Below are 22,323 nucleotides of genomic sequence, written 5' to 3' on the forward strand. Positions count from 1 at the left end.
CTTTACCGGCTATTTACCTTGGGCTTACAACTTTTCACTTTTGCGACTTAGTCCTATGGCTATTTCGCTAAGCGTCTGACAAGCAAATAAAAACGGCCTGGACTAGGCCAGGCCGCAATCATGTAGCAAGCGTGTTACTGCGAAACGACAGTAATGGAGCGATACGGTTACTTCAAGACAGCCAGGGCTGCTTCGTAGTTCGGCTCTTGGCCGATTTCCGCGACCAACTCGCTGTGCAGCACGTTGTTGTTTTCGTCCAGCACCACCACGGCGCGGGCGGTCAGGCCTTGCAGCGGGCCGTCAGCCAGGGAGACACCGTAGTCGACCGCGAAGTCGGCGTTGCGGAAGTCCGACAGGCTCAGCACGTTGTCCAGGCCTTCAGTGCCGCAGAAACGCTTCTGCGCGAACGGCAGGTCGGAGGAGATGCACAGCACCACCGTGTTGCTCAGGTCGTTGGCCTGGGCGTTGAACTTGCGCACCGAGGTGGCGCAGGTCGGGGTGTCGACGCTCGGAAAGATGTTCAGCACTTTGCGCTTGCCGGCGAACGTTTCCAGGGTCGACTCAGACAGGTCGACGGCGACAAGGCTGAACTCTGGAGCGCTGGAACCGGTTTTCGGCAACTCGCCTTCAACCTTGACAGGGTTACCACGAAGGGTGACTTGAGCCATGAATGGAATCCTTATGCTGGGTTTTGATAAAACCAATTCGAGAGGCCGAAGTTAACCACAAAGTGCCGTGGCTACCTACCGCCAGACGCAAATTGTCATCCAACCCGATTGTGGTTTAATTGCGCGCTTTGCGCCTGCCCTTCAAGGAACCCGTTGTCGATGAATCAGCCCGCCACCCACGTCCTGGTCATTGGTTATGTCTGGCCGGAGCCGCGTTCCTCGGCGGCGGGTGGGCATATGATGCAGATTCTCGAGAGTTTTCTGGCGCAAGGTTGGGACATTACCTTCAGCAGCCCGGCGACCATCGGTGAGCACAAGGCCGATTTGCCCGCACTGGGCATCGCCGAATGCGCGATTGAGCTGAATAACAGCAGCTTCGACGACTTTATCCGTGAACTGGCGCCGGATATCGTGTTGTTCGACCGTTTCATGATGGAAGAACAGTTCGGCTGGCGTGTGGAAAAATGCTGCCCCGACGCCCTGCGCGTGCTCGAAACCTCCGACCTGCAAAGCCTGCGGGATGCGCGCCAGCAGCGCCTCAAGGAACGCCTGAAAACCGAACCCGACAACCATGACTTCAGCGCCGTGTTTGCGCCGTCCCTGAAACAAGCATTCGAATCGATGGCCGATACCGACCTGGCCAAGCGCGAAATCGCCGCGATTTACCGCTGTGATATCAGCCTGATGATTTCCGACGTGGAGATCCGCCTGCTCACCGAACACTTCAACGTACCGGCCGCCCTGCTCCACTGGTGCCCGCTGATGCTGCAACCGCCGACCGAGGCGTTTGCTCCGTTTGAACAGCGTGCGCACTTCCTCAGCATCGGCAACTTCCGCCACGCGCCGAACTGGGACGCGGTGCTGTGGATGAAGCACAGCCTGTGGCCGCTGATCCGCCAGCAATTGCCGGGCGCCCAATTGCACATTTACGGGGCCTACACCCCGCCCAAGGCCACGGCGCTGCATAACCCGGCGCAGGGTTTTCATGTGATGAACTGGGCTGAAGACGCCCTGCAGGTCATGACCGCGGCGCGTATCTGCCTGGCCCCGCTGCGCTTCGGCGCGGGCATCAAGGGCAAATTGGTGGATGCAATGCTGTGCGGCACGCCTAACGTCACCACACCAATCGGCGCCGAGGCCATGGGCGATGAGCAAGCGTGGCCGGGTGCCGTCGAACAGAGTGCCCAGGCATTGGCTGACGCCGCGGTGCGCCTGTACCAGGACCCTGAACGCTGGGCCCAGGCCCAGGAAAACGGGCGCCAGCTGTTGGCCCGCCGTTATGACCAGCACCTGCACGGCCCGGCGCTGGTGGCCTGCCTGGAAGACTGCCGCAGCCGCCTCGCCGCTCACCGCCGGGATAACTTCACCGGCAGCATGCTGCGCCATCACGCGCATAAAAGTACGCAGTACATGTCCCAGTGGATCGAGGCGAAAAACCGCAGCGTATAAACACGGGAGCTGGCGAGGTCGCACGCGAGGGGGCATTATCCTACGCAGCAACCACAATAAAGCGACGGCAGCATGACCCGAGCAACGCGAATCACCGACCCTTCCTACGAACTGATGGACGATCACAACGGTCTGTCCATCATCTATCGCCAACACGGCTTCCCCTGCCCGCTGGTGCGCTGGCATTTCCACAAGGAATACGAGCTGCACCTGATCGTCGCCAGCTCCGGCAAGGTGTTTATCGGCGACTACATCGGCAACTTCTACCCCGAAAGCCTGTTCCTCACCGGCCCCAACCTGCCCCACAACTGGATCAGCCAGGTCGAGGAAGACGAAGTCGTGCCCAAGCGCGACATGCTGGTGAATTTCACCGATGACCTGTTTGAGAGCGGCAGCCAGGTTTTCGCCGAGCTGAAAACCCTCACCCCGTTGCTGGAGCGCGCGCAGTACGGCATTGAATTTCGCTGCAAAAAGACCATCGCCCAGGCCATGGCCCTGATGCAACGTATCGAAGATGCCCAGGGCATGGCGCGCCTGGGGCACTTCTTTATCCTGTTGGAGGTGCTCAGCGCGTGTGAGGACTACCAGTTGCTGTCCGGCGTGAACACGCCGCAATTGGCCGACGAACACAGCGTCGACCGCACCAACCGCGCGGTGGATTACATCTTCGCCCACTACGCGCGGGAGTTGCCGCTGGAAGAAGTCGCGGAGCACTTGGGGATGAAGCCGACGTACTTTTCCCGGGTATTCAAACAGGCCACTGGCCGCACGTTCATCGAATTCGTCAATCGCTTGCGCATCAGCAAATCCTGCGAGTTGCTGGCGGACGGCGACAAGGCCGTGACGGATGTGTGTTTCGAGTCGGGATTCAACAACATCTCCAACTTCAACCGGCGCTTTCAGCAGCTCAAGGGCATGACACCGTCCCATTACCGCCGCCTGGCAGTGCAACGGCTGACTGAACAAAACACAGCTTGATGGCGATACCGAAGTAGATAATTACAACTTAGTCGGCATTCCCACTTCATGTCAGGAACGTCGTATTTACCCAAAACCACGTAACGAATGCACTGCCATTTCCGACAGCTAATGGCGTCATTTCGCATATGCAGGCTAAGGGGTACAACACATGCTCAACGTTCAGACGTCACGCACTATTGGCGCCGTCAATTCCTCCGACCAAAATCCGACAGTGAAAGTTGTGGATTCGGCCACAACTCGCATCATCGAGTTTTTTCATAAAAAACTGCAGGACATTCAAACCTTCCCTGCGCCTGCGCAGCCGAGCAACCTGACGAAGCACGCCCAACACCGCATCGAGCACTTGCTCAGGTTCGCGGTGACAAAAGAACAGCCAAGTTTGGCCGAGCAAATCAAACAACGGGTTGAAAACAGCCGCGAGCCGCTGAAAGACACGCAACTGCACAGTGACGTGGCGAAACTCCTGGGCCAGCCCAGCCCACTGGACGCGCAAAAAACCTATGCGCAACTGATTCAAGTAATCCTCGAAAGCCCCTCACCCAGCACATCGAACGTTCGCCCACTGCTTTCACGCGCACGTCGTCATTCGCATGAGGTTGACCCGGCACCCACCTCACGCAATGCGTCAACGCCGGCATTCGCCAAGGCTCTGGTTGAACGTGAAGACCGCAAGCTGGCCATGAACCTCGCGGATAATCTGATCAATCTGCGCAATGCTGCCGAGCAGGGTCACACCAGTAATTCACTGGTTGCCATCCCGCCTGACTCGTCCTTCGGCCAAGCCTGGGGCGACCTCGACGACGCGGTGAACGCCGAACCGTTCAAATCGTTCGCCTCAGCCAAGAAAATCGATATGAGCAATGTCTCTATCGATTCAAGTGGGACTCTGTACGAACAGAGAGGCACTCAGATTATCAGGTTCGATCTCCAGAACGCCGAGTGGGCGCCCGTTTCCACTGCGGTGTTGGCGGCGGTGAAAAAGTTGGCAGGTGGGACCTCTGCCTCATTCGCGTTAACCGGCAAAAATCACGCCACCTACAGCACTGTCGGCGCGTTCTACGGCTTGCCCCTGGGGGGCATCAGCGGCAACGACACGCTCTACAGCATCGGCATACTATTGCGCCAGGGCAACTTCGACGCCTTCAGCGACGACGACCCGCTCTTCGCCCCCGTTTATGACCCGGTCAAACGGCGACAAAGCGATGCTATCCAACGGGTTGCCAATTTGCCGCAGCAGCAGTTGAATCAACGCCTTGCGCCGTTTACCGCCAAGACTGCCGAACAAAAAGTTCAGGAGGCCGATCAACGCCTGGCGCAGCAAAGTAACCACGCCCTGATGAAACTGGTACCCGACATCAGCGATGACTGGGAATACGACCTTTCAAAGGTCTTGCTCACCGACATCCCTGAGTACTCAACATTCAACCAGGCGCGTAAAAACCTTCTGACTGCGCTGACCGGCAGTACCTTTACGACCTTCGTGCGGGAGCACAACCTTGACCGCAGCAGCATTCGTATCGACCCCGTCACCGGTGACTTGACTGGCAATGTGAACGGTGTCGAGACCCACTTCAGCGCGAACGATGTTTCGGGTTGGAGTGACGTCTGGGACGAGATAGAGCGGGCAGTCAGCAACATGGCTGCAGGGTCGCACACCCCTATCAGGTTTCCGACTACCCAATCCGCCTCGCTCAGTGAGGTAATGAATTTCTACAACGAAGAAATCCCTTACCTGGAAGACTATCGGGTGAGTGACTTCAGGCGTCTTCGGCGGCGCGCAGTGTTGGAACGAAGCGCCGATATGAATCAAAACAAAGGCTTCAAGGCGCTGAACAGCACCGACGCTGCTGACGGCCGTTCTACTGCCGTGCGGGCTAGCCAAAACGCCATAATGACCGACCTGGCCAATGCGCCGATTCCTCTGTCACCCCTTGAAACCCTGGCAGCCGCTGTAGTTTCCAGCTCGGGGGCGAACACAGACCCGGTAGAAACACCCGAGGACGATGTGGCGACAGCCGAAAGCGCTCTGGCGACCACGGTACATAGCGCGATGCTTGAACTGAAAACCGACGCGACCCAGGCGTCATCGAAGATGATCGGGCCGATACCGGCAGACAGCCTGTTCGGCCAGTGGTGGGGCCAACTGGGCAAAGCGCTTAAATCCCGCGGCCTTGTTGAGTGGGCACGCCAACAGCATGTTGACCCGGCATCCCTTCGCTTCGATCCCGTCGGCAAGGTATTGATCGGCAAGGTCAACGGCGTCGATCAGCGTTTTGAAGCCGACGATTTCGGCAAAAAATACCCTGATCACTTCGACGTACTGACGCCTGTCGTACGCGCCGCACAGGCGCTGGTTCCAAACGGCAAGTCGATCATGCTGTCCTACACCGGGGAGAGCCGCGCACCTTATGAACTCGTTGCGAATTTCTATGGCATTGACAACGGTGATTACAGCAGCGCGAGATTCGCCGGCACGACCGCGCTGATGGGCCGTACACAGCGCTTTCCGGAGCGACCCGAAAACCCCGAGCAAAGCCTGGAGCAACTGCGCCGGCAAAAAACCGCGCTGGGCGACAGCAACGACCGCTACGCGTTAATCGGCCAGCTAAATCGCGGAGCATTTGAGAGGGACGAAACGCAAGATGCCGCGCGCTTTGTGGTCGATCCAGATTCTTCTCATCGGCAAAAAGGGGTCAAAACAGCCCGGGCTTTTATCACGGAGAACGGCTGGAAGGTGCCAGAGTGGAAAGCCGATTACGACAACCTGTTATTGGCGTTGCGCACCCCCGTGCCGCAGCCCGCCCCGCTCCGAAACAACTGGGGTTTTCTCGCTACGGATGTATCCCTGTCCACAGCCCAGCGCGCAGCAGTGGCAGGTTTCGTCACAGAGCATATCGGCTCCCTGAACAACCCCTTTCGGTTCATGGGCAACCGCGTGACCAACCTCAGTGCCGACCCCGCACAAGCGCTGGAACAACTGCTCTCCAGTAACGACGCGACTGGGCTTGCCAATCACCTGCAATCGCAGATGAAGGGTGTAGCAACCCCGACCAGCCTCAAGCAGTGGTTATTGACCGCGATGGTCTTGCACCTCGACCCGACGGCGGGCACCCAGAGCAACACCGTGGCAGGCTACGACTTCATGAAACCAGGCAACTGGGGGCGACCGGCGAAGGAAATCCTGCAGGACCTGACTCGACATCTGGTTGCCAGCAACAAGGTGCAGCCTGCTCACGCGCCGGTAGCCGCTTATGTGCTGGCCTCGGGTACCGCGCCACAGTTTCTGGTCAAGGACATGCCGGACTCGCTGATTTTCGGAACGCGCCAATGGGTCCATTTTCATACGGCAGTGAACCGCATCGAACAGATAGCGCCTGGTGCCACACGCAACATGACGTATCAAAAGGTCATGGATTTCAACGCCGTCAAACCTCTTTCCGACGCTGAAAACCAGCAATTGTCCCGGGCCCAAATGAACCCTATTACTGACTGGGGTATCGTTAACGGCGCCATCTGGAAAGATGACAAACGCCCCTATATCGACCAACTGAAAGATTGTATCCAGGCGCTGTCTAAACAAAATAGCGAGGTGACAGCAGCCAGACAGTACATCAACAGGAACCCCGTACCTGTTCGAAGGGCGCTCGCTCTTGAGAACCTCAAGGAGAAGTTTGGCGATCAGATTCCTTATGAGGCACGGGGACTCTGGCGCGAAGGCGACCAACTTTATGGTATTTCAGCCAGCGTGGTCGAAGCCTATGAGGCTGGGGAATTGGGGGACTCGTACAAGCCGGATAACCTTATCGACTTGGCGGCAAAAGGGTCCAACAGTCCCGCCTGGGAAGCTAAAGACAAGCGTATTCCGATCCAGCGCCTGCATGACAACGCAGGCCAATTACCCGACGTGAATGCGCAGTACGATGCCGCTTTCGAAAAAGACTATGTGCCACGTCGAGAGCACTCCATCGTCCTCATCAAAGACTTGTTGGCCAGGCTTCCAGTCGAGGACCGTAAAAGACTTGCTTATGGCAAGCTGGAGTACTTCAGCGTTCGAGAAACGGACATCAGCTTCTGGGCCCACCTCAGCGCCAAGACCGGTAAGAAAGGCACCCACGGCATCATTATTCGCGCCACCAGCACCGATGGTAAAACCAGCGATATTGGCATCTTCCCCGACGCAGCCGTGGCAAAGATCCTCCCGGGCTTGCCCAAGCCAATGCCCATCGGTGGCACTAATAAGGTTTATGGGAAAATCTACGACGGCAGAGACGAAGGCACGCATGCGTTACCCCTGGACTTTACCGCCTTCAGTTCCTCGGCTGCGCCGCGAGACGGTATTACCTCCAACGTCATCGTCGATCGCATTGAACCGGTAAAGAAGAAGGACGGTGAGCTGGTCAGTGTCGGTTCTGAGACGTTCGGCACCGTTAACCAAAACACGGCCCCTGCCTATTCCAACGCAGAATTTGAGAACATCGCCGCAACCGTGGTCGACTCACACTTCATGCTTAAAGATGAACGCAAGGCATTCAACCATGGCCATAACCATCTGGAAAAAAAAGGCCCTACGTTTCTTGAGAGGCTCAACTTCCTGGTGCGCATGATCCCGGGTGTCACCCCCCTTGAAGATCTTTATGAAGGTCACTACGCGGACGCCGGCCGGGATCTGTTCTTTGATGCAATGAGTATCGTCATACCAGGTGCACTAGGTAAAGTATGGAAATTCGCAGCGACCTCTTTCGAACGTGCGGCGGTGAAAGTTGGCGAAGAACTCGGTGAATCTGTCGCTGAAAAACTAGCCGGCAAGGTTGCGTTCGGCGACGTGTCTGCCTCCCGCGCTTCAACCTCGTTCAAAGCCATCAACCGAATGCAGGGCGACCTCCCGCCTGTACACGCAGACGGAAGCTTTGCTGCCACTCCCGACCTGGCCAACGGCGCAGTGAGCGGTTCCTCCATCACCGACCCGTTAAAGGCTACCGCCATACGCCGTGGCGAGAATTGGTATGCTTTTGATGCCAAGACCCAGCAGCCTTATGGGCCGGCCCTGGAGAATTTCGTCTCGGAAACATCGTCAGGCGTGCAGAAAGAAACCTTTTCTGACGGGACTCAAGCCCTCGTAACGGAAAAGAACTTGAGCGCTGATGCTTATACCGTACCGCGCTCGACCGGCTTCGACCTGGTCGATGGGGGCAAGGTTTACCGGTATGAACGTCGCACCCCTGGGGTGCTGGTCGATCTGGAATCAGCCGATAGGTTCAAGCCTCTGGAGGGTTTTGACGCAATCTGCCCGATTCCGGCGGTTCCCGGGAGGTTAAGGCGCGCGTCCAACGACACATGCTTTAGCAAAGTCATCAAAAATGTCTCCGAGACCTCAGGCAAGGAACTTCAAGCGCTTGAGCATCAGCGCCTGTTCCCTTCAAAAACTTCTTCGCTGAAAAACGAACAGTTTGTCATTTTCGAGCGCCGCAAATACAAAATGGTCGATGGCGAAACAGGCCCGCAACTGATTCCGACACTGGATGGCGAGCGCATAACCTACAAGCCAGAAATCAGCGGCAGCCTCAAAGATGATCCGTCATTCGGCTTCCTTCCCGAAGAGTCTACAGATGCGGTGACGAGAAATACCCGCGTGGTCAAGCTCGATAGCATCAGTGACGCCGTCAAGGACACGCGTGAACTTCGAGGCGTGGTCGTGAATCGCTGGTCCAAAAATTACCTGATCATAGAGGCTGATACCGCCGAGTTTTACTACGCCGATCTGGGTGAGGCGCGCGGCGGCAAACTGAACTTCAAAAAATGCACGCCCGGAGAGTTTTCGATGGTCAGAGAATACCGCGATGCATTCGTCAGCCGCCAAGGTACCGCCCTGGCGTCATTTGACGCTAATTTCATTGCCTTACCCAAACTCGATGTTGCGTTTGAAGAGCTGGAGCGTTCGGGCATCACGAAGGAGGACGTCGATGAAATCAAAAGCTGGTGCAAAGACCTTGCCCCAGAACAGCAGCGCGAAGTGCTCTACCAACTGCAACGGAGCAACGCCATTGGCAAAGCGGATATCGCCTTGAGGCCGAATCAAGTCTCCACGCTGACTAAACCCGAAGGTTTCATTACATGGACGACGCAGCGGCAAAACGAGTTCTATGCACGCCAAGCCAAGGAAAGCGCAACCCGTTCCATGACGGCCACCGGGCTGGGGCACGGTAATGTGATTCGCTCAAACGCCGATAAGGCGCGCGCGGAGGCAGCGAGCAGGACCCTGGGATGGTTACGCGGATGCGTGGCGAAAAGACCCCGTAACTACGCAACTCTGTTGGTGAAAACCGGCGCCGGTAACTGTGGAGAAATGGCCGCGTTGTCCAAGGACATCATTGAAAAAAGCGGCGGGCGTGCCTACGAGTGGGCGATCCCAGGCTCGCACGCATTCACTGTCGTCGGAGGGCCGTCTACACTGCCCGCAGGGTCGGTGAATTTCTCGGAGGCGGCATGGGCGGATGCGTGGATTGTCGACCCATGGGCAAATATCGCGTGCCCGGCGCGCGAATACACACAGCAGCTGAGCAATGTCATGCACAAGTGGGAACAGGAAGGTGTGAAAATAATACTCGAGAACGGGCCAACCAGCCCCATCGACCCAGCCTGGCTGAAAGGAATCACCTCGGGATCTAAGGCTCCATCCCCTTACGCTTACCAGTCGTGACAGATAAAGTTATTTGAATAGCCGCATACTCTGCCACCGCAGCAGCCGACCCCCTCGGCTGCTGCGCGCGTGCAGAGCCCTAGCAACAGTGCAAAAAAGTATCAGTCCCAGTGCGCCCAAGGATTTGTCATAACCCCATTTGAAGGCTGTAATCAACGCACACTCTTCCTGACCGTTCGTGGGAAGGCACAACAACAATAACTGTCCTTCTGTAGCCCCTGGGTGCAGAAATGGAGTGCGCGATGAAGTTCACAGCAAAAGTATTGCTCGCATCTACCTGCATGACTCTCAGCGCCGTCAGCCTTGGCGCGCAAACCCTGACCATTGCCACCGTCAACAACAGCGACATGATCCGCATGCAAAAGCTCTCGAAAACCTTCGAGACCGAGCATCCGGACATCAAGCTGAACTGGGTGGTGCTTGAAGAAAACGTGCTGCGCCAGCGCCTGACCACTGACATTGCCACCCAGGGCGGGCAGTTCGACGTGTTGACCATTGGCATGTACGAAGCCGCACTCTGGGGCGCCAAGGGCTGGCTGGAGCCGATGAAGGACCTGCCGGCTTCCTACGATCTCGATGATGTATTCCCTTCGGTGCGTGACGGCTTGTCGGTCAAAGGCTCGCTGTACGCCCTGCCGTTCTATGCCGAAAGCTCGATCACCTACTACCGCACAGACCTGTTCAAGGACGCCGGGCTGAGCATGCCTGAGCACCCGACCTGGAGCCAGATCGGCGAATACGCAGCCAAACTCACCGACAAGAGCAAAGAACAATACGGCCTGTGCCTGCGCGGCAAAGCCGGTTGGGGCGAGAACATGGCGCTGATCACCACCCTGGCCAACGGCTACGGCGCGCGCTGGTTCGATGAAAAGTGGCAGCCTGAATTCAACGGCCCCGAGTGGAAGGACGCGCTGAACTTCTACGTCGACAACATGAAAAAATCCGGCCCGCCGGGTGCGTCCAGCAACGGTTTCAACGAAAACCTGGCGCTGTTCAACAGCGGCAAGTGCGCGATCTGGGTCGACGCCAGCGTGGCCGGCTCGTTTGTCACCGACAAAACCCAGAGCAAAGTGGCTGACCATGTCGGCTTTACCTTTGCACCGCACGAGAAGACCGACAAGGGCACCTCGTGGCTGTACTCCTGGAGCCTGGCGATCCCGACCAGCTCCAAAGCCAAGGACGCCGCCAAGGTCTTCACCAGCTGGGCCACGTCCAAGGAATACAGCCAACTGGTCGCCAAGACCGACGGCATCGCCAACGTCCCGCCAGGTACGCGCAAATCGACCTACAGCGACGAATACATGAAGGCTGCGCCATTCGCCAAAGTGACCCTGGAATCGCTGAAAGTCGCCGACCCGACCAAGCCTACACTCAAGCCGGTGCCGTATATCGGTATCCAGTTGGTGACCATTCCTGAGTTCCAGGCGATTGGTACCCAGGTCGGCAAGTTCTTCTCCGGTGCGCTGACCGGTCAGCAAACGGTCGACGCCGCATTGACGGCCGCGCAGACCACCACCGAGCGTGAAATGAAGCGGGCCGGTTACCCCAAGTAACCCAGGCCCACCACAGTCAAATGTGGGAGGGGGCTTGCCCCCGCTAGCACTCTACCAGTTGATGATTTTGTGACTGATACACCGCTATCGGGGGCAAGCCCCCTCCCACACTGACCGCGCTTCGATCCTCGTTCTGAATGCATCTGACTGGTTCTGATCCTATGAATACCACCACTGCCAAAGTGCAAACCGCCGCGCCTGAACAGCCGCGTAAAAGCCGCCTGGCCAACCCCGGCTGGTTTCTCGTCACCCCGTCGGTCGCCATGCTGCTGCTGTGGATGATCGTGCCGCTGGGCATGACCCTATACTTTTCGCTGATCCGCTACAACCTGCTCTACCCCGGCGAAAATCAATTTGTGGGGCTGGAGAACTTCACTTACTTCGTCACCGATTCAGGCTTTTTGCCCGGCGCCACCAATACCCTGTTGCTGGTCGGTAGCGTGCTGCTGATCAGCGTGGTATTCGGCGTGTTGATCAGTGCCTTGCTGGAGGCCAGTGAGTTCCTTGGCCGCGGCATCGTGCGGGTGATGCTGATTTCGCCGTTCTTCATCATGCCCACCGTCGGTGCGCTGATCTGGAAGAACCTGATTTTCCACCCGGTGTCGGGGATTCTCGCCGCCGTGTGGAAGTTCTTCGGCGCCGAGCCGGTGGACTGGCTGGCGCACTATCCGCTGCTGTCGATCATCATCATTGTCTCGTGGCAATGGCTGCCCTTCGCCATCCTGCTGCTGATGACCGCCATGCAGTCGCTGGACCAGGAGCAAAAAGAAGCCGCACGCCTGGACGGTGCCGGCGCCATCGCCATCTTCTGGCACCTCACGCTGCCGCACCTGGCGCGCCCGATTGCGGTGGTGGTGATGATCGAGACGATCTTCCTGCTCTCGGTGTTTGCCGAAATCTTCACCACCACCAACGGTGGCCCGGGCTACGCCTCGACCAACCTCGCCTACCTGATCTACAACCAGGCGCTGGTGCAGTTCGACGTGGGCATGGCCTCGGCCGGTGGCTTGATCGCCGTGGTCATCGCCAACATCGCGGCGATCATCCTGGTGCGGATGATCGGCAAAAACCTGACTGACAAACCTTGAGGGCCGCGCCATGACGCTTCAACAATCCCGCCGCCTGCAAAGCGTGTTGCTCGGCACCCTGGCCTGGGCCATCGCGATCCTGATTTTCTTCCCGATCTTCTGGATGGTGCTGACCAGCTTCAAGACCGAAATCGACGCGTTCGCCACGCCGCCGCAGTTCATCTTCACGCCGACGCTGGAGAACTACCTGCACATCAACGAGCGCAGCAACTACTTCAGCTACGCCTGGAACTCGGTGCTGATTTCGTTCAGCGCCACCGCCCTGTGCCTGCTGATTTCGGTGCCGGCCGCCTACTCCATGGCCTTTTACGAAACCAAGCGCACCAAGGGCACTCTGCTGTGGATGCTGTCCACCAAGATGCTGCCGCCGGTGGGCGTGCTGATGCCGATCTACCTGCTGGCCAAGAGTTTTGGCCTGCTCGACACGCGCATCGCGCTGATCATCATCTACACCCTGATCAACCTGCCGATTGTGGTCTGGATGGTTTACACCTACTTCAAGGACATCCCCAAGGACATCCTCGAAGCCGCGCGCCTGGACGGCGCCACCCTGTGGCAGGAAATGGTCCGCGTGCTGCTGCCCATCGCCAAGGGCGGCCTGGCTTCCACGGTGTTGCTGTCGCTGATCCTGTGCTGGAACGAGGCCTTCTGGTCGCTGAACCTGACCTCGTCGAACGCCGCGCCGTTGACCGCGTTGATCGCCTCCTACTCCAGCCCCGAAGGCTTGTTCTGGGCCAAATTGTCCGCCGTGTCGACCCTGGCCTGTGCGCCGATCCTGATCTTTGGCTGGATCAGCCAGAAGCAATTAGTGCGTGGGCTGTCCTTCGGCGCCGTTAAATAATAATTCCAAGCGGAGGGCCCATCATGGCCAACCTGAAAATCAAGAATCTGCAAAAAGGCTTCGAAGGTTTCTCGATCATCAAGGGCATCGACCTGGAAGTGAACGACAAGGAATTCGTAGTCTTCGTCGGCCCGTCGGGCTGCGGCAAATCCACCCTGCTGCGCCTGATCGCCGGGCTCGAAGAAGTCAGCGACGGCACCATCGAACTCGATGGCCGCGACATCACCGAAGTCACCCCGGCCAAGCGTGACCTGGCGATGGTGTTCCAGACCTACGCCCTGTACCCGCACATGAGCGTGCGCAAGAACATGTCGTTTGCCCTGGACCTGGCCGGCGTCGACAAAAAGATTGTCGAGAGCAAAGTCAGCGAAGCCGCGCGCATCCTCGAGCTGGGGCCGCTGCTGGAGCGCAAGCCCAAGCAGTTGTCCGGTGGGCAGCGCCAGCGCGTGGCGATTGGCCGGGCGATTGTGCGTAACCCGAAGATCTTCCTGTTTGACGAACCGCTGTCCAACCTCGACGCCGCGCTGCGCGTGCAGATGCGCCTGGAGCTGTCGCGCCTGCACAAAGAGCTGCAAGCGACCATGATCTACGTGACCCACGACCAGGTCGAAGCCATGACCCTGGCCGACAAGGTGGTGGTGCTCAACAGCGGCCGCGTCGAACAGGTCGGCTCGCCGCTGGAGCTCTACCACCAGCCGGCCAACCTGTTTGTGGCAGGCTTTTTGGGCACGCCGAAAATGGGCTTCCTCAAAGGCAAGGTCACTCGCGTGGAAGCGCAAGGCTGCGAGGTCGAACTGGACGCCGGCGGCCGTATCAGCCTGCCGCTGAGCAGTGCCAGCTTGAGTGTCGGCAGCGCCGTGACCCTGGGCATTCGCCCCGAACACCTGGAAATCGCCACCCCGGGCCAGGCAACCCTGACCGTCACCGCCGACGTCGGCGAGCGCCTGGGCAGCGACACCTTCTGCCACGTGATCACCGCCAGCAAGGAGCCGCTGACCCTGCGCATCCGTGGCGACATGGCCAGCCAATATGGCGAAACCCTGCAGCTGTACCTGGACCCGACCCAATGCCATCTGTTCGACGCTGATGGCGTTGCCGTGGCCCGCCCACTGCGCGCTGCCGCCTGATTTGCGAGAGTTATGATGAAGCTGAATAAACACAACCTGACCCAACTGGCGCCCGAAGTGCAGCTGCCGACTTACGCGATTGCCGATACCACCCAGGGCATCGCACACATCGGCGTCGGCGGTTTCCACCGCGCGCACCAGGCGTACTACACCGATGCACTGATGAACACCGGCGAAGGCCTGGACTGGAGCATCTGCGGCGTCGGCCTGCGGGCCGAGGACCGCAAGGCCCGCGACGACCTCGCCGGCCAGGACTACCTGTTCACCCTGTATGAACTGGGCGACACCGACGACACCGAAGTGCGCGTGATCGGCTCGATCAGCGACATGCTGCTGGCCGAAGACGGTGCCCAGGCGCTGATCGACAAGCTGGCCAGCCCGCACATCCGCATTGTCTCGCTGACCATCACCGAAGGCGGCTATTGCATCGATGACAGCAACGGCGAGTTCATGGCCCACCTGCCGCAGATCCAGCATGACCTGGCGCACCCGCACGCACCGAAAACCGTGTTCGGTTTTATCTGCGCTGCGCTGACCCAGCGCCGCGCGGCCGGGACGCCGGCCTTTACGGTGATGTCCTGCGATAACCTGCCGCACAACGGCGGCGTCACGCGCAAGGCGCTGCTGGCCTTCGCCGCGCTGCACAATGCCGAGCTGCATGACTGGATCAAGGCCAATGTGAGCTTCCCGAACGCCATGGTCGACCGCATCACGCCGATGACCAGCAGCGCCCACCGCCTGCAGTTGCATGACGAACACGGCATCGACGATGCCTGGCCGGTGGTGTGCGAACCCTTTGTGCAATGGGTGCTGGAAGACAAATTCGTCAACGGCCGCCCGGCCTGGGAAAAGGTCGGCGTGCAGTTCACCGATGACGTCACGCCTTATGAAGAAATGAAGATCGGCCTGCTCAATGGCAGCCACCTGGCGCTCACCTACCTGGGTTTTTTGAAGGGCTACCGGTTTGTCCACGAGACCATGAATGACCCGCTGTTCGTGGCCTATATGCGCGCCTACATGGATCTGGACGTCACGCCGAACCTGGCGCCGGTGCCGGGTATCGACCTGACCGAGTACAAGCAGACCCTGGTCGAGCGCTTTTCCAACCAGGCGATTGCCGACCAGCTGGAGCGCGTGTGTTCGGATGGCTCGTCGAAGTTTCCCAAGTTCACCGTGCCGACCATCAACCGCCTGATTGCCGATGGCCGCGAAACCGAGCGCGCCGCGCTGGTGGTCGCTGCCTGGGCGCTGTATTTGAAAGGTGTGGACGAGAACGGCGTGCGCTACAAGATCCCCGACCCGCGTGCAGAGTTCTGCCAGGGGCTGGTGAGCGATGATGCGCTGATCAGCCAGCGGCTGCTGGCGGTGGAAGAGATTTTTGGTACGGCTATTCCCAACTCGGCTGAGTTTGTGGCAGCGTTTGAGCGGTGTTTTGTGAGCTTGCGCGACAAGGGCGTGACGGCAACCCTGCAAGACCTCCTGAAGAAACCGGCTTGAAAATGTGGGAGGGGGCTTGCCCCCGATAGCAGTGTTTCAGTGTAAATATTCTTTACTGACCCATCGCAATCGGGGGGCAAGCCCCCTCCCACACTTGAACGGGTTACCCCTCCAACAATAATACTGCTGAGCAACTCATCATGACCCAGCAAAACCTCTACGTCGGCATCGACTGCGGCACTCAGGGCACCAAGGCCATCGTGCTGGACGCCAGCAGCGGCAAAGTCCTGGGCCTGGGCGCCGCCAGCCACACGCTGCTCAGCGGCGCCAACGGCCGCCGCGAGCAGCATACCCAGGAATGGCTGGACGCCTTTACCGAGGCCACCCACCGCGCTCTGCAACAAGCCGGGGTGGACGGCCAGGACATCCTCGGCATCGGCGTGTCCGGCCAGCAGCACGGCCTGGTGCTGCTGGACGAGAACGGTGAGGTCCTGCGCCCGGCCAAGCTGTGGTGCGACACCGAAACCGCCGCCGAAAACGACCGCCTGCTGCAACACCTGGGCGGTGAAAGCGGCTCGCTGGAACGCCTGGGCGTGGCGATTGCGCCAGGTTACACCGTATCCAAACTGCTCTGGACCCGCGAGCAGCACCCGGATGTGTTCGCGCGCATCGCCCATATCCTGCTGCCCCACGACTACCTCAATTACTGGCTCACCGGCCGCGCCGTCGCGGAGTACGGCGATGCCTCGGGCACCGGCTACTTCAATGTGCGCACCCGGGAATGGGACGTGGCGCTGCTCAAGCACATCGACCCCAGCGGCCGCCTGGAAGCCGCCCTGCCCGAGCTGATCGACGCCGATCAAGCCGTGGGCACGATCCTGCCGGCCATCGCCGAACGCCTGGGCATCAACCGCAATGCGCGCGTGTCCAGCGGCGGCGGCGACAACATGATGGGCGCCATCGGCACCGGCAACATTGCTCCCGGCGTGATCACCATGAGCCTGGGTTCGTCGGGCACCGTGTATGCCTACGCCGACCAGCCGAATGTCAGCCCGCAAGCGTCGGTCGCAACGTTCTGCTCATCCAGCGGCGGCTGGTTGCCATTGATTTGCACCATGAACCTGACCAACGCCACCGGGGTGATGCGCGAGCTGTTCGACCTCGACCTGGCGGCCTTCAACGCCCTGGTCGCCGAAGCGCCCATCGGCGCCGACGGCGTGAGCATGCTGCCGTTCCTCAACGGCGAACGCGTGCCCGCCCTGCCCCACGCCACCGGCAGCCTGCACGGCCTGACCATGACCAACCTGACCCGCGCCAACCTCTGCCGCGCGGTGGTCGAGGGCACCACGTTCGGCCTGCGCTACGGCCTCGACCTGCTGCGCCAGACCGGCCTGCAGAGCCAGAGTATCCGTTTGATCGGCGGCGGTTCAAAAAGCCCGGTATGGCGGCAGATGGTTGCCGATATCATGAACACCGAAGTGATCTGCACCGAACAAAGCGAAGCCGCAGCCCTGGGCGCGGCAATCCAGGCGGCGTGGAGCCAGTCCGGCGAGTCCCTGGCCAACCTGTGCGACACCTGCGTGAGTGTCGACCCGGCCAGCCGTACCCTGCCGGTGGCGGCCAGCGTCAGCGCCTATCAACAGGCTTACGAGCGCTACCAACAGCTTGTGGCCACCCTTTAAGAGCGAACGACTATGTATCTGGTGTGTGGTGAAGCGCTGTTTGATTTTTTCAGCGAGGAAGACGCCAGTGGGCAGGCTTCCAGGGTTAACTACAAGGCAATCGCCGGTGGCTCGCCGTTCAACGTCGCCGTGGGTTTGCGCCGCCTCGGCATCGAGGCCGGGCTGTTTGGCGGGCTGTCCACCGACTTCCTCGGCCGCCGCTTGCTGCAAGTGCTCAGGGATGAAGGCGTCAGCGAACAGTTCCTGGTGGAATTCGCCGCGCCAACCACCTTGTCGATGGTCGCCGTGAGCGCCAATGGCTCGCCGCAGTACAACTTCCGCGGCGAAGGCTGCGCCGACCGCCAGCTGGGAGTCGAGCATCTGCCGGTGCTCGGCGATGACATCCGCGGCCTGCATATCGGCTCGTTCTCCCTGGTGGTGCAGCCGATCGGCGACACATTGCTGAACCTGGTCAAACGCGAAAGCGGCAAGCGCCTGATCAGCCTCGACCCGAACGTGCGTCTCAACCCGCAGCCGGACATCCAGCTGTGGCGCGACCGCGTGGCGGAACTGGTCAAGCATGCCGACCTGATCAAGGTCAGCGACGAAGACCTGCACCTGCTCTACCCCGACCAGTCGCCAGAAAGCGTACTGCAAGGCTGGTTGCAACACCGTTGCCAGTTGGTGTTCCTGACCCGTGGTGGCGACGGCGCCAGTGTGTTCAGCCGCCAGCACGGCCACTGGTCGGCACCGGCGGTGAAGATCGTGATGGCCGATACCGTGGGCGCCGGGGATACCTTCCAGGCCGCACTGATCGCGTGGCTGACCGAGCAGCAACTCGACTCAGTCGAGGGCCTGCAACAGCTGAGCCGCGAGCAGATCGACAGCATGCTCGGTTTCGCGATCCGCGCCGCCGCGTTGACCTGTACCAAGACCGGCCCGGACCTGCCCTATCGCCGGCAACTGGGGTAAATCCTGCATTTATGAAGGTTTTGTCAGCCAGCCAAATATTAATCGATGGTTAATCCCCCAAGCCGACAGTGAGGTTGTACCCACTTTCGGAGAACCACCATGAAACTGCGCACATTGATGCTGACCGGCGCCCTGGCGCTGGCAGCCGTGTCGGGCCTGGCCCAGGCGGATACGCAACAAGCCGCGGTCAAACCCGTGCCTTACCAGTACGGCATGCCCATGAACATTGCCAAAGTCCTGGCCATGAACGAAACCCCGACCAACGACTGCAAAGTCATCAAAGCGGATATCAAGTTTTTGGACAAGGCCGGCCAGGTGCGAGACGTGAGCTATCGGAAAATGTCCGAAGCCTGCGATTTCCAGAATTGAGCCGGTGAAGGACAAGGGACAAGCCCGCACATAACAGGGTAGTCTTGCGGGCTTGTCATACGGCTGAAAGGATTCGCCATGCAGTTGAGTTTCCGCGCCCTCGCAACCCTCACCGCCCTTCTTTGCTTCGCACTCGCCCTGGCCTGGGGCCTGCGCCCCGAGCTGCTGCTAAGGTGGTGGAGTGTTGAGTATTCAAATGCCACAGGGCTGGTCTCACGCCGCAACGCCGCGCTGTTCCTGGGCATTGGCGTCATGTTCTATCGCGCCCGCCACGCCCGTCCTTCGGATACACGCCGCGCCATGACTGCCGGGTTCAGCATCGGGTGCCTGGTATTGGCCGTGTTGGGCTTGGGCGAATGGATCAATGGCAATGCAGGTCCTGGAATCCTGCTGGCGGTGACAACGGAAACCGTACTGGGCCTGGCGTTTATCCAGGCCCACAGGTCTTCGGTGGTTCAACCTCAAGCCTCCAGCTAGCCAGTCGCTAGTAGACGCCGCGCCCTGCCGCTCTTTGCAGGGCGGGTGTATGGGCGTGTTTGAGGTCTTCGCGCAACCCGGCAATCAGGTTGCAAATCGCTCGACTGCTGTCGAGTTTGTCAGCGTTTATACCTTTGACTTCCAAATCTACCCGGTCACGGTCACGGTCGTCATACACCTTGATCGTCAGCGAAGCATCTTCGGCTTTGGTGCACTCGCACCGTTTAGGCAGGAAACTTCCTTCAATAATACTGCGAAGCTCTAGTTCCGAAAGCATGGTCAACCTCTCCTTTCTTGAGACTGCCAATGGGTTGTAATCACTGTTCAAGTGGTCGGCAGGCGCTCGCCTGCCGCGCCTTGCCGACCTTGGAAGACGCTTGTAATCACCAAGCCTACTCGGCAAATCAAACTCTGCATGTAACTTTTCTTCATAAGCCCAGCGCTGATTTATACAGGTTCAAACGTAGGGTTTAAATTATCGCCGAACCACTTCGATTAAACGTTTAACCCCGCTTCTTTAATCAAACGACAGTTTGCGCAGCCACTCTTTCGGCAACATGTCGCAAACTATCAAAGTTGATATTCGCCCCTGAATTAACCGCCACCAAGGTTTGCCCGCGTATAGAACGGCTGGCGACATAGTTTCGGATACCCGCCACCGCCAACGCACCGGAGGGTTCCGTGATCGAGCGCGTGTCGTCGTAGATCAACTTTATCGCGCTGCACAGCTCATCGTTATTGACCGTGATCACGTCATCTACCCATTCCCGGCAGATTTCAAAACCATAAGCGCCGACCTGCGCCACCGCGGTGCCATCGGCGAAGCCGTCGACACTCGGCAGCACCACCCGCTCACCGGCACGCAACGCCGCGAGCAGGCAACTGGAGCCTTCGGGCTCGACGCCGATGATGCGCACATCAGGCCGCAGGTATTTGACGTAGGCGGCAATCCCGGCGATCAGCCCACCGCCGCCTACCGGCACGAAGATCGCGTCCAGCGGGCCCTGCTGCTGTTGCAGGATTTCCATGGCCACGGTGCCTTGGCCGGCAATCACCTGCGGGTCATCGAAGGGCGAAACAAAGGTGCAGCCGGACGTCTCGGCCAATTGCAGCGCGCGGGCCAGCGCAAAGGGGAAGCTCGCCCCGTGCAGCACCGCCTCGGCGCCTCGCGAGCGCACGCCCAGTACCTTCAACTCGGGCGTACTGCACGGCATGACGATGCGCGCCTTGATCCCCAATTCCCGCGCGGCCAGCGCCACGCCCTGGGCATGGTTGCCCGCCGACGCGGTGACCACGCCACGGCTTTTCTGCGCCTCCGAGAGCTGCACCAGCTTGTTGTACGCGCCGCGAATCTTGAAGGAAAAGGTCGGTTGCAGGTCTTCGCGCTTGAGCAGCACCTGGTTGCCCAGCAATGCCGACAACCCTGGCGCGGCTTGCAGGGGCGTGCGCACCGCCAGGTCATAGACCGGCGCGGCAAGGATCTTTTTCACATAGTGTTCAAGCAATCCCGCATCAGCGGTACACGTATCGGGACAGGTGCTCATCGGTGTCTCCTGGCTTTGTGTAAAAGGGCACTGGAGACGGAAAAACAAAACCCGCCTCTAGGGCGGGTTTGGGTGCAGCCGTGTGCTATCCCGCCAAATGAGGAATGGCGGTAATAATGCTTGGTTGGCTGCGGAAGGCTTGAAATGTCATGTCACGAAATTAACCGGCGGATGTGGGGCAAGTCAATCACCCAGCGCCATTTGGCGGCTGAGGGTTTACGATCGATATACGAAACGTATACGCTTTGTATATCCACTCATCACAGTGAACACCATGGGCATCGTCAAGATCACCGACCAACTGCACGAACAACTGCGTCTGGCCAGCGCCGCGATGGACCGTTCCATCAACGCCCAGGCCGAGTTCTGGATCAAGATCGGCCTGCTCGCCGAACTCAATCCTAGCCTGCCGTACAACGAACTGATCAACAAACTGTTGCTGGACAAACCCGACCTGATCCGGGGGCGCAGTTGATGATCAAGACCGCCGCCCAACTGGCTGTCATGCGTGAGTCCGGGCGCCTGCTGGCCCAGGTATTCACCATGCTCGACGGCTTTGTCGCTGCCGGCCGCTCGACGTTGGAACTGGACAGCGCCGTCGAGGCGTTTATCCGCAACGACCTGCAGGCCCGCCCCGCCAGCCTCGGTCAGTACGACTACCCCTTCAGCATCAACACGTCGATCAACGAAGTGGTGTGCCATGGCATGCCGAGCGCCAAGGATGTGTTGAAAGACGGCGACATCATCAATATCGACATCACCCTGGAAAAAGGCGGGTTTATCGCCGATTCGAGCAAGATGTACATGATCGGCAACGTCGCGCCCAAGGCGCGACGCCTGGTGGAAATGACCTTTGAGGCCATGTGGGCCGGCATTCGCCAGGTCAAGCCGGGGGCTCGCCTGGGGGATATCGGGCATGCGATCCAGCGCCATGCGCAGGCCAATGGCTACAGCGTGGTGCGTGAGTATTGCGGGCACGGGATTGGGCGCGAGATGCACGAGGAACCGCAGATTTTGCACTTTGGCCGACCGGGTACCGGGTTGGAACTGCGTGAGGGGATGGTGTTTACCATTGAGCCGATGCTGAATCAGGGTGGCGCCAAGGTGCGCAGTTTGAAGGATGGTTGGACGGTGGTGACCAGGGACAATAGCTTGTCGGCGCAGTGGGAACACACGGTGGCGGTGACGGGGGATGGGTTTGAGGTGTTGACGTTGCAGGGGGGTGGTTGAGGGGTGTTTGGTGTTGGGTGTATATCCGTTATTTGGGTGATGGCCGCGTATGGTTTCGCCCTTACGGCGAGTCACTTTGGAAAAGAGCCGGAATGCCGGCCCAGCCCAAAGTAACCAAAGGGCTCTTGCCCCACCACTCGGCACCTCGCCTCCGGCTCGGTGTGCCCGAAAACAGGTAGTACTGCGCGGGCCGCCGCGACGGGCCGTCCCTGCCCCGTCGCGGCTAAAC

General features: G+C 59.5%; 17 protein-coding genes. 14 read left to right on the forward strand and 3 right to left on the reverse strand.

Annotated features, from left to right (window positions below; genetic code table 11):
* Positions 1-167: 167 nt before the first annotated feature.
* Positions 168-668, reverse strand: a complete 501-nt coding sequence (gene tpx / locus WBR57_RS25430; RefSeq protein WP_424087751.1) for a thiol peroxidase — start codon at positions 666-668, stop codon at positions 168-170.
* Positions 669-827: 159 nt separating this feature from the next.
* Here tpx and WBR57_RS25435 point away from each other — a divergent pair, with 159 nt between their 5' ends.
* From WBR57_RS25435 to WBR57_RS25490, 12 genes are all read left to right on the forward strand, one after another.
* Complete coding sequence (locus WBR57_RS25435) at positions 828-2,117, forward strand: glycosyltransferase (RefSeq protein ID WP_424087753.1); 1,290 nt, start codon at positions 828-830, stop codon at positions 2,115-2,117.
* 72 nt (positions 2,118-2,189) lie between these two features.
* Positions 2,190-3,095, forward strand: coding sequence for a helix-turn-helix domain-containing protein (locus WBR57_RS25440; protein ID WP_424087755.1), 906 nt, complete (start codon positions 2,190-2,192; stop codon positions 3,093-3,095).
* A gap of 151 nt (positions 3,096-3,246) precedes the next feature.
* Entirely contained in the window at positions 3,247-9,795 is a 6,549-nt protein-coding gene (locus WBR57_RS25445) for a hypothetical protein (RefSeq protein WP_424087757.1), read from the forward strand.
* 242 nt (positions 9,796-10,037) lie between these two features.
* Positions 10,038-11,348, forward strand: coding sequence for an ABC transporter substrate-binding protein (locus WBR57_RS25450; protein WP_424087759.1), 1,311 nt, complete (start codon positions 10,038-10,040; stop codon positions 11,346-11,348).
* A 161-nt stretch (positions 11,349-11,509) separates the two neighbouring features.
* Complete coding sequence (locus WBR57_RS25455; protein WP_424087761.1) at positions 11,510-12,436, forward strand: carbohydrate ABC transporter permease; 927 nt, start codon at positions 11,510-11,512, stop codon at positions 12,434-12,436.
* Positions 12,437-12,446: 10 nt separating this feature from the next.
* On the forward strand, positions 12,447-13,277 hold the full coding sequence (locus WBR57_RS25460) for a carbohydrate ABC transporter permease (RefSeq protein WP_003215312.1): 831 nt from the start codon (positions 12,447-12,449) through the stop codon (positions 13,275-13,277).
* Positions 13,278-13,300: 23 nt separating this feature from the next.
* Entirely contained in the window at positions 13,301-14,404 is a 1,104-nt protein-coding gene (locus WBR57_RS25465; RefSeq protein ID WP_424087763.1) for an ABC transporter ATP-binding protein, read from the forward strand.
* Between the two features lie 15 nt (positions 14,405-14,419).
* Positions 14,420-15,901, forward strand: a complete 1,482-nt coding sequence (locus WBR57_RS25470) for a mannitol dehydrogenase family protein (protein WP_424087765.1) — start codon at positions 14,420-14,422, stop codon at positions 15,899-15,901.
* Between the two features lie 140 nt (positions 15,902-16,041).
* Positions 16,042-17,523 (forward strand): xylulokinase, encoded by a 1,482-nt coding sequence (xylB, locus tag WBR57_RS25475; RefSeq protein WP_424087767.1) that lies wholly within the window; start codon positions 16,042-16,044, stop codon positions 17,521-17,523.
* Between the two features lie 12 nt (positions 17,524-17,535).
* Positions 17,536-18,474, forward strand: coding sequence for a carbohydrate kinase family protein (locus WBR57_RS25480; protein WP_424087769.1), 939 nt, complete (start codon positions 17,536-17,538; stop codon positions 18,472-18,474).
* A gap of 99 nt (positions 18,475-18,573) precedes the next feature.
* Positions 18,574-18,843 carry a DUF2790 domain-containing protein gene (locus tag WBR57_RS25485; RefSeq protein ID WP_424087771.1) on the forward strand — a complete coding sequence of 90 codons (270 nt, stop codon included), beginning with the start codon at positions 18,574-18,576 and terminating at the stop codon, positions 18,841-18,843.
* A 78-nt stretch (positions 18,844-18,921) separates the two neighbouring features.
* Positions 18,922-19,320, forward strand: coding sequence for a hypothetical protein (locus WBR57_RS25490; RefSeq protein WP_424087772.1), 399 nt, complete (start codon positions 18,922-18,924; stop codon positions 19,318-19,320).
* A gap of 7 nt (positions 19,321-19,327) precedes the next feature.
* Here WBR57_RS25490 and WBR57_RS25495 read toward each other — a convergent pair whose 3' ends face one another.
* Complete coding sequence (locus tag WBR57_RS25495) at positions 19,328-19,597, reverse strand: DUF1652 domain-containing protein (protein ID WP_424087773.1); 270 nt, start codon at positions 19,595-19,597, stop codon at positions 19,328-19,330.
* Positions 19,598-19,841: 244 nt separating this feature from the next.
* The gene (gene ilvA, locus WBR57_RS25500; protein WP_424087775.1) at positions 19,842-20,864 is read right to left on the reverse strand and encodes a threonine ammonia-lyase, biosynthetic; all 1,023 of its coding nucleotides are present in this window, start codon (positions 20,862-20,864) and stop codon (positions 19,842-19,844) included.
* A gap of 274 nt (positions 20,865-21,138) precedes the next feature.
* On the opposite strand from ilvA, the gene WBR57_RS25505 reads away from it, so the two are divergent.
* Together WBR57_RS25505 and map are read left to right on the forward strand one after the other, a co-directional pair.
* Positions 21,139-21,339, forward strand: a complete 201-nt coding sequence (locus tag WBR57_RS25505) for a ParD-like family protein (protein ID WP_003173664.1) — start codon at positions 21,139-21,141, stop codon at positions 21,337-21,339.
* On the forward strand, positions 21,339-22,094 hold the full coding sequence (gene map / locus WBR57_RS25510; RefSeq protein ID WP_424087778.1) for a type I methionyl aminopeptidase: 756 nt from the start codon (positions 21,339-21,341) through the stop codon (positions 22,092-22,094). Before WBR57_RS25505 ends, map begins: the two co-directional genes overlap by 1 nt.
* The last annotated feature ends 229 nt before the right edge of the window (positions 22,095-22,323 follow it).

This window comes from Pseudomonas sp., assembly GCF_049590575.1.
Taxonomy (GTDB): Bacteria; Pseudomonadota; Gammaproteobacteria; order Pseudomonadales; family Pseudomonadaceae; genus Aquipseudomonas.

Coding starts and splice junctions, on each gene's coding strand:
- WBR57_RS25455 (WP_424087761.1), top strand. CDS start 11,510: ATGAATACCACCACTGCCAAAGTGCAAACCGCCGCGCCTGAACAGCCG.
- WBR57_RS25445 (WP_424087757.1), top strand. CDS start 3,247: ATGCTCAACGTTCAGACGTCACGCACTATTGGCGCCGTCAATTCCTCC.
- WBR57_RS25465 (WP_424087763.1), top strand. CDS start 13,301: ATGGCCAACCTGAAAATCAAGAATCTGCAAAAAGGCTTCGAAGGTTTC.
- WBR57_RS25435 (WP_424087753.1), top strand. CDS start 828: ATGAATCAGCCCGCCACCCACGTCCTGGTCATTGGTTATGTCTGGCCG.
- xylB (WP_424087767.1), top strand. CDS start 16,042: ATGACCCAGCAAAACCTCTACGTCGGCATCGACTGCGGCACTCAGGGC.
- map (WP_424087778.1), top strand. CDS start 21,339: ATGATCAAGACCGCCGCCCAACTGGCTGTCATGCGTGAGTCCGGGCGC.
- WBR57_RS25495 (WP_424087773.1), bottom strand. CDS start 19,597: ATGCTTTCGGAACTAGAGCTTCGCAGTATTATTGAAGGAAGTTTCCTG.
- WBR57_RS25490 (WP_424087772.1), top strand. CDS start 18,922: ATGCAGTTGAGTTTCCGCGCCCTCGCAACCCTCACCGCCCTTCTTTGC.
- WBR57_RS25460 (WP_003215312.1), top strand. CDS start 12,447: ATGACGCTTCAACAATCCCGCCGCCTGCAAAGCGTGTTGCTCGGCACC.
- tpx (WP_424087751.1), bottom strand. CDS start 668: ATGGCTCAAGTCACCCTTCGTGGTAACCCTGTCAAGGTTGAAGGCGAG.
- WBR57_RS25505 (WP_003173664.1), top strand. CDS start 21,139: ATGGGCATCGTCAAGATCACCGACCAACTGCACGAACAACTGCGTCTG.
- ilvA (WP_424087775.1), bottom strand. CDS start 20,864: ATGAGCACCTGTCCCGATACGTGTACCGCTGATGCGGGATTGCTTGAA.
- WBR57_RS25440 (WP_424087755.1), top strand. CDS start 2,190: ATGACCCGAGCAACGCGAATCACCGACCCTTCCTACGAACTGATGGAC.
- WBR57_RS25480 (WP_424087769.1), top strand. CDS start 17,536: ATGTATCTGGTGTGTGGTGAAGCGCTGTTTGATTTTTTCAGCGAGGAA.
- WBR57_RS25450 (WP_424087759.1), top strand. CDS start 10,038: ATGAAGTTCACAGCAAAAGTATTGCTCGCATCTACCTGCATGACTCTC.
- WBR57_RS25470 (WP_424087765.1), top strand. CDS start 14,420: ATGAAGCTGAATAAACACAACCTGACCCAACTGGCGCCCGAAGTGCAG.
- WBR57_RS25485 (WP_424087771.1), top strand. CDS start 18,574: ATGAAACTGCGCACATTGATGCTGACCGGCGCCCTGGCGCTGGCAGCC.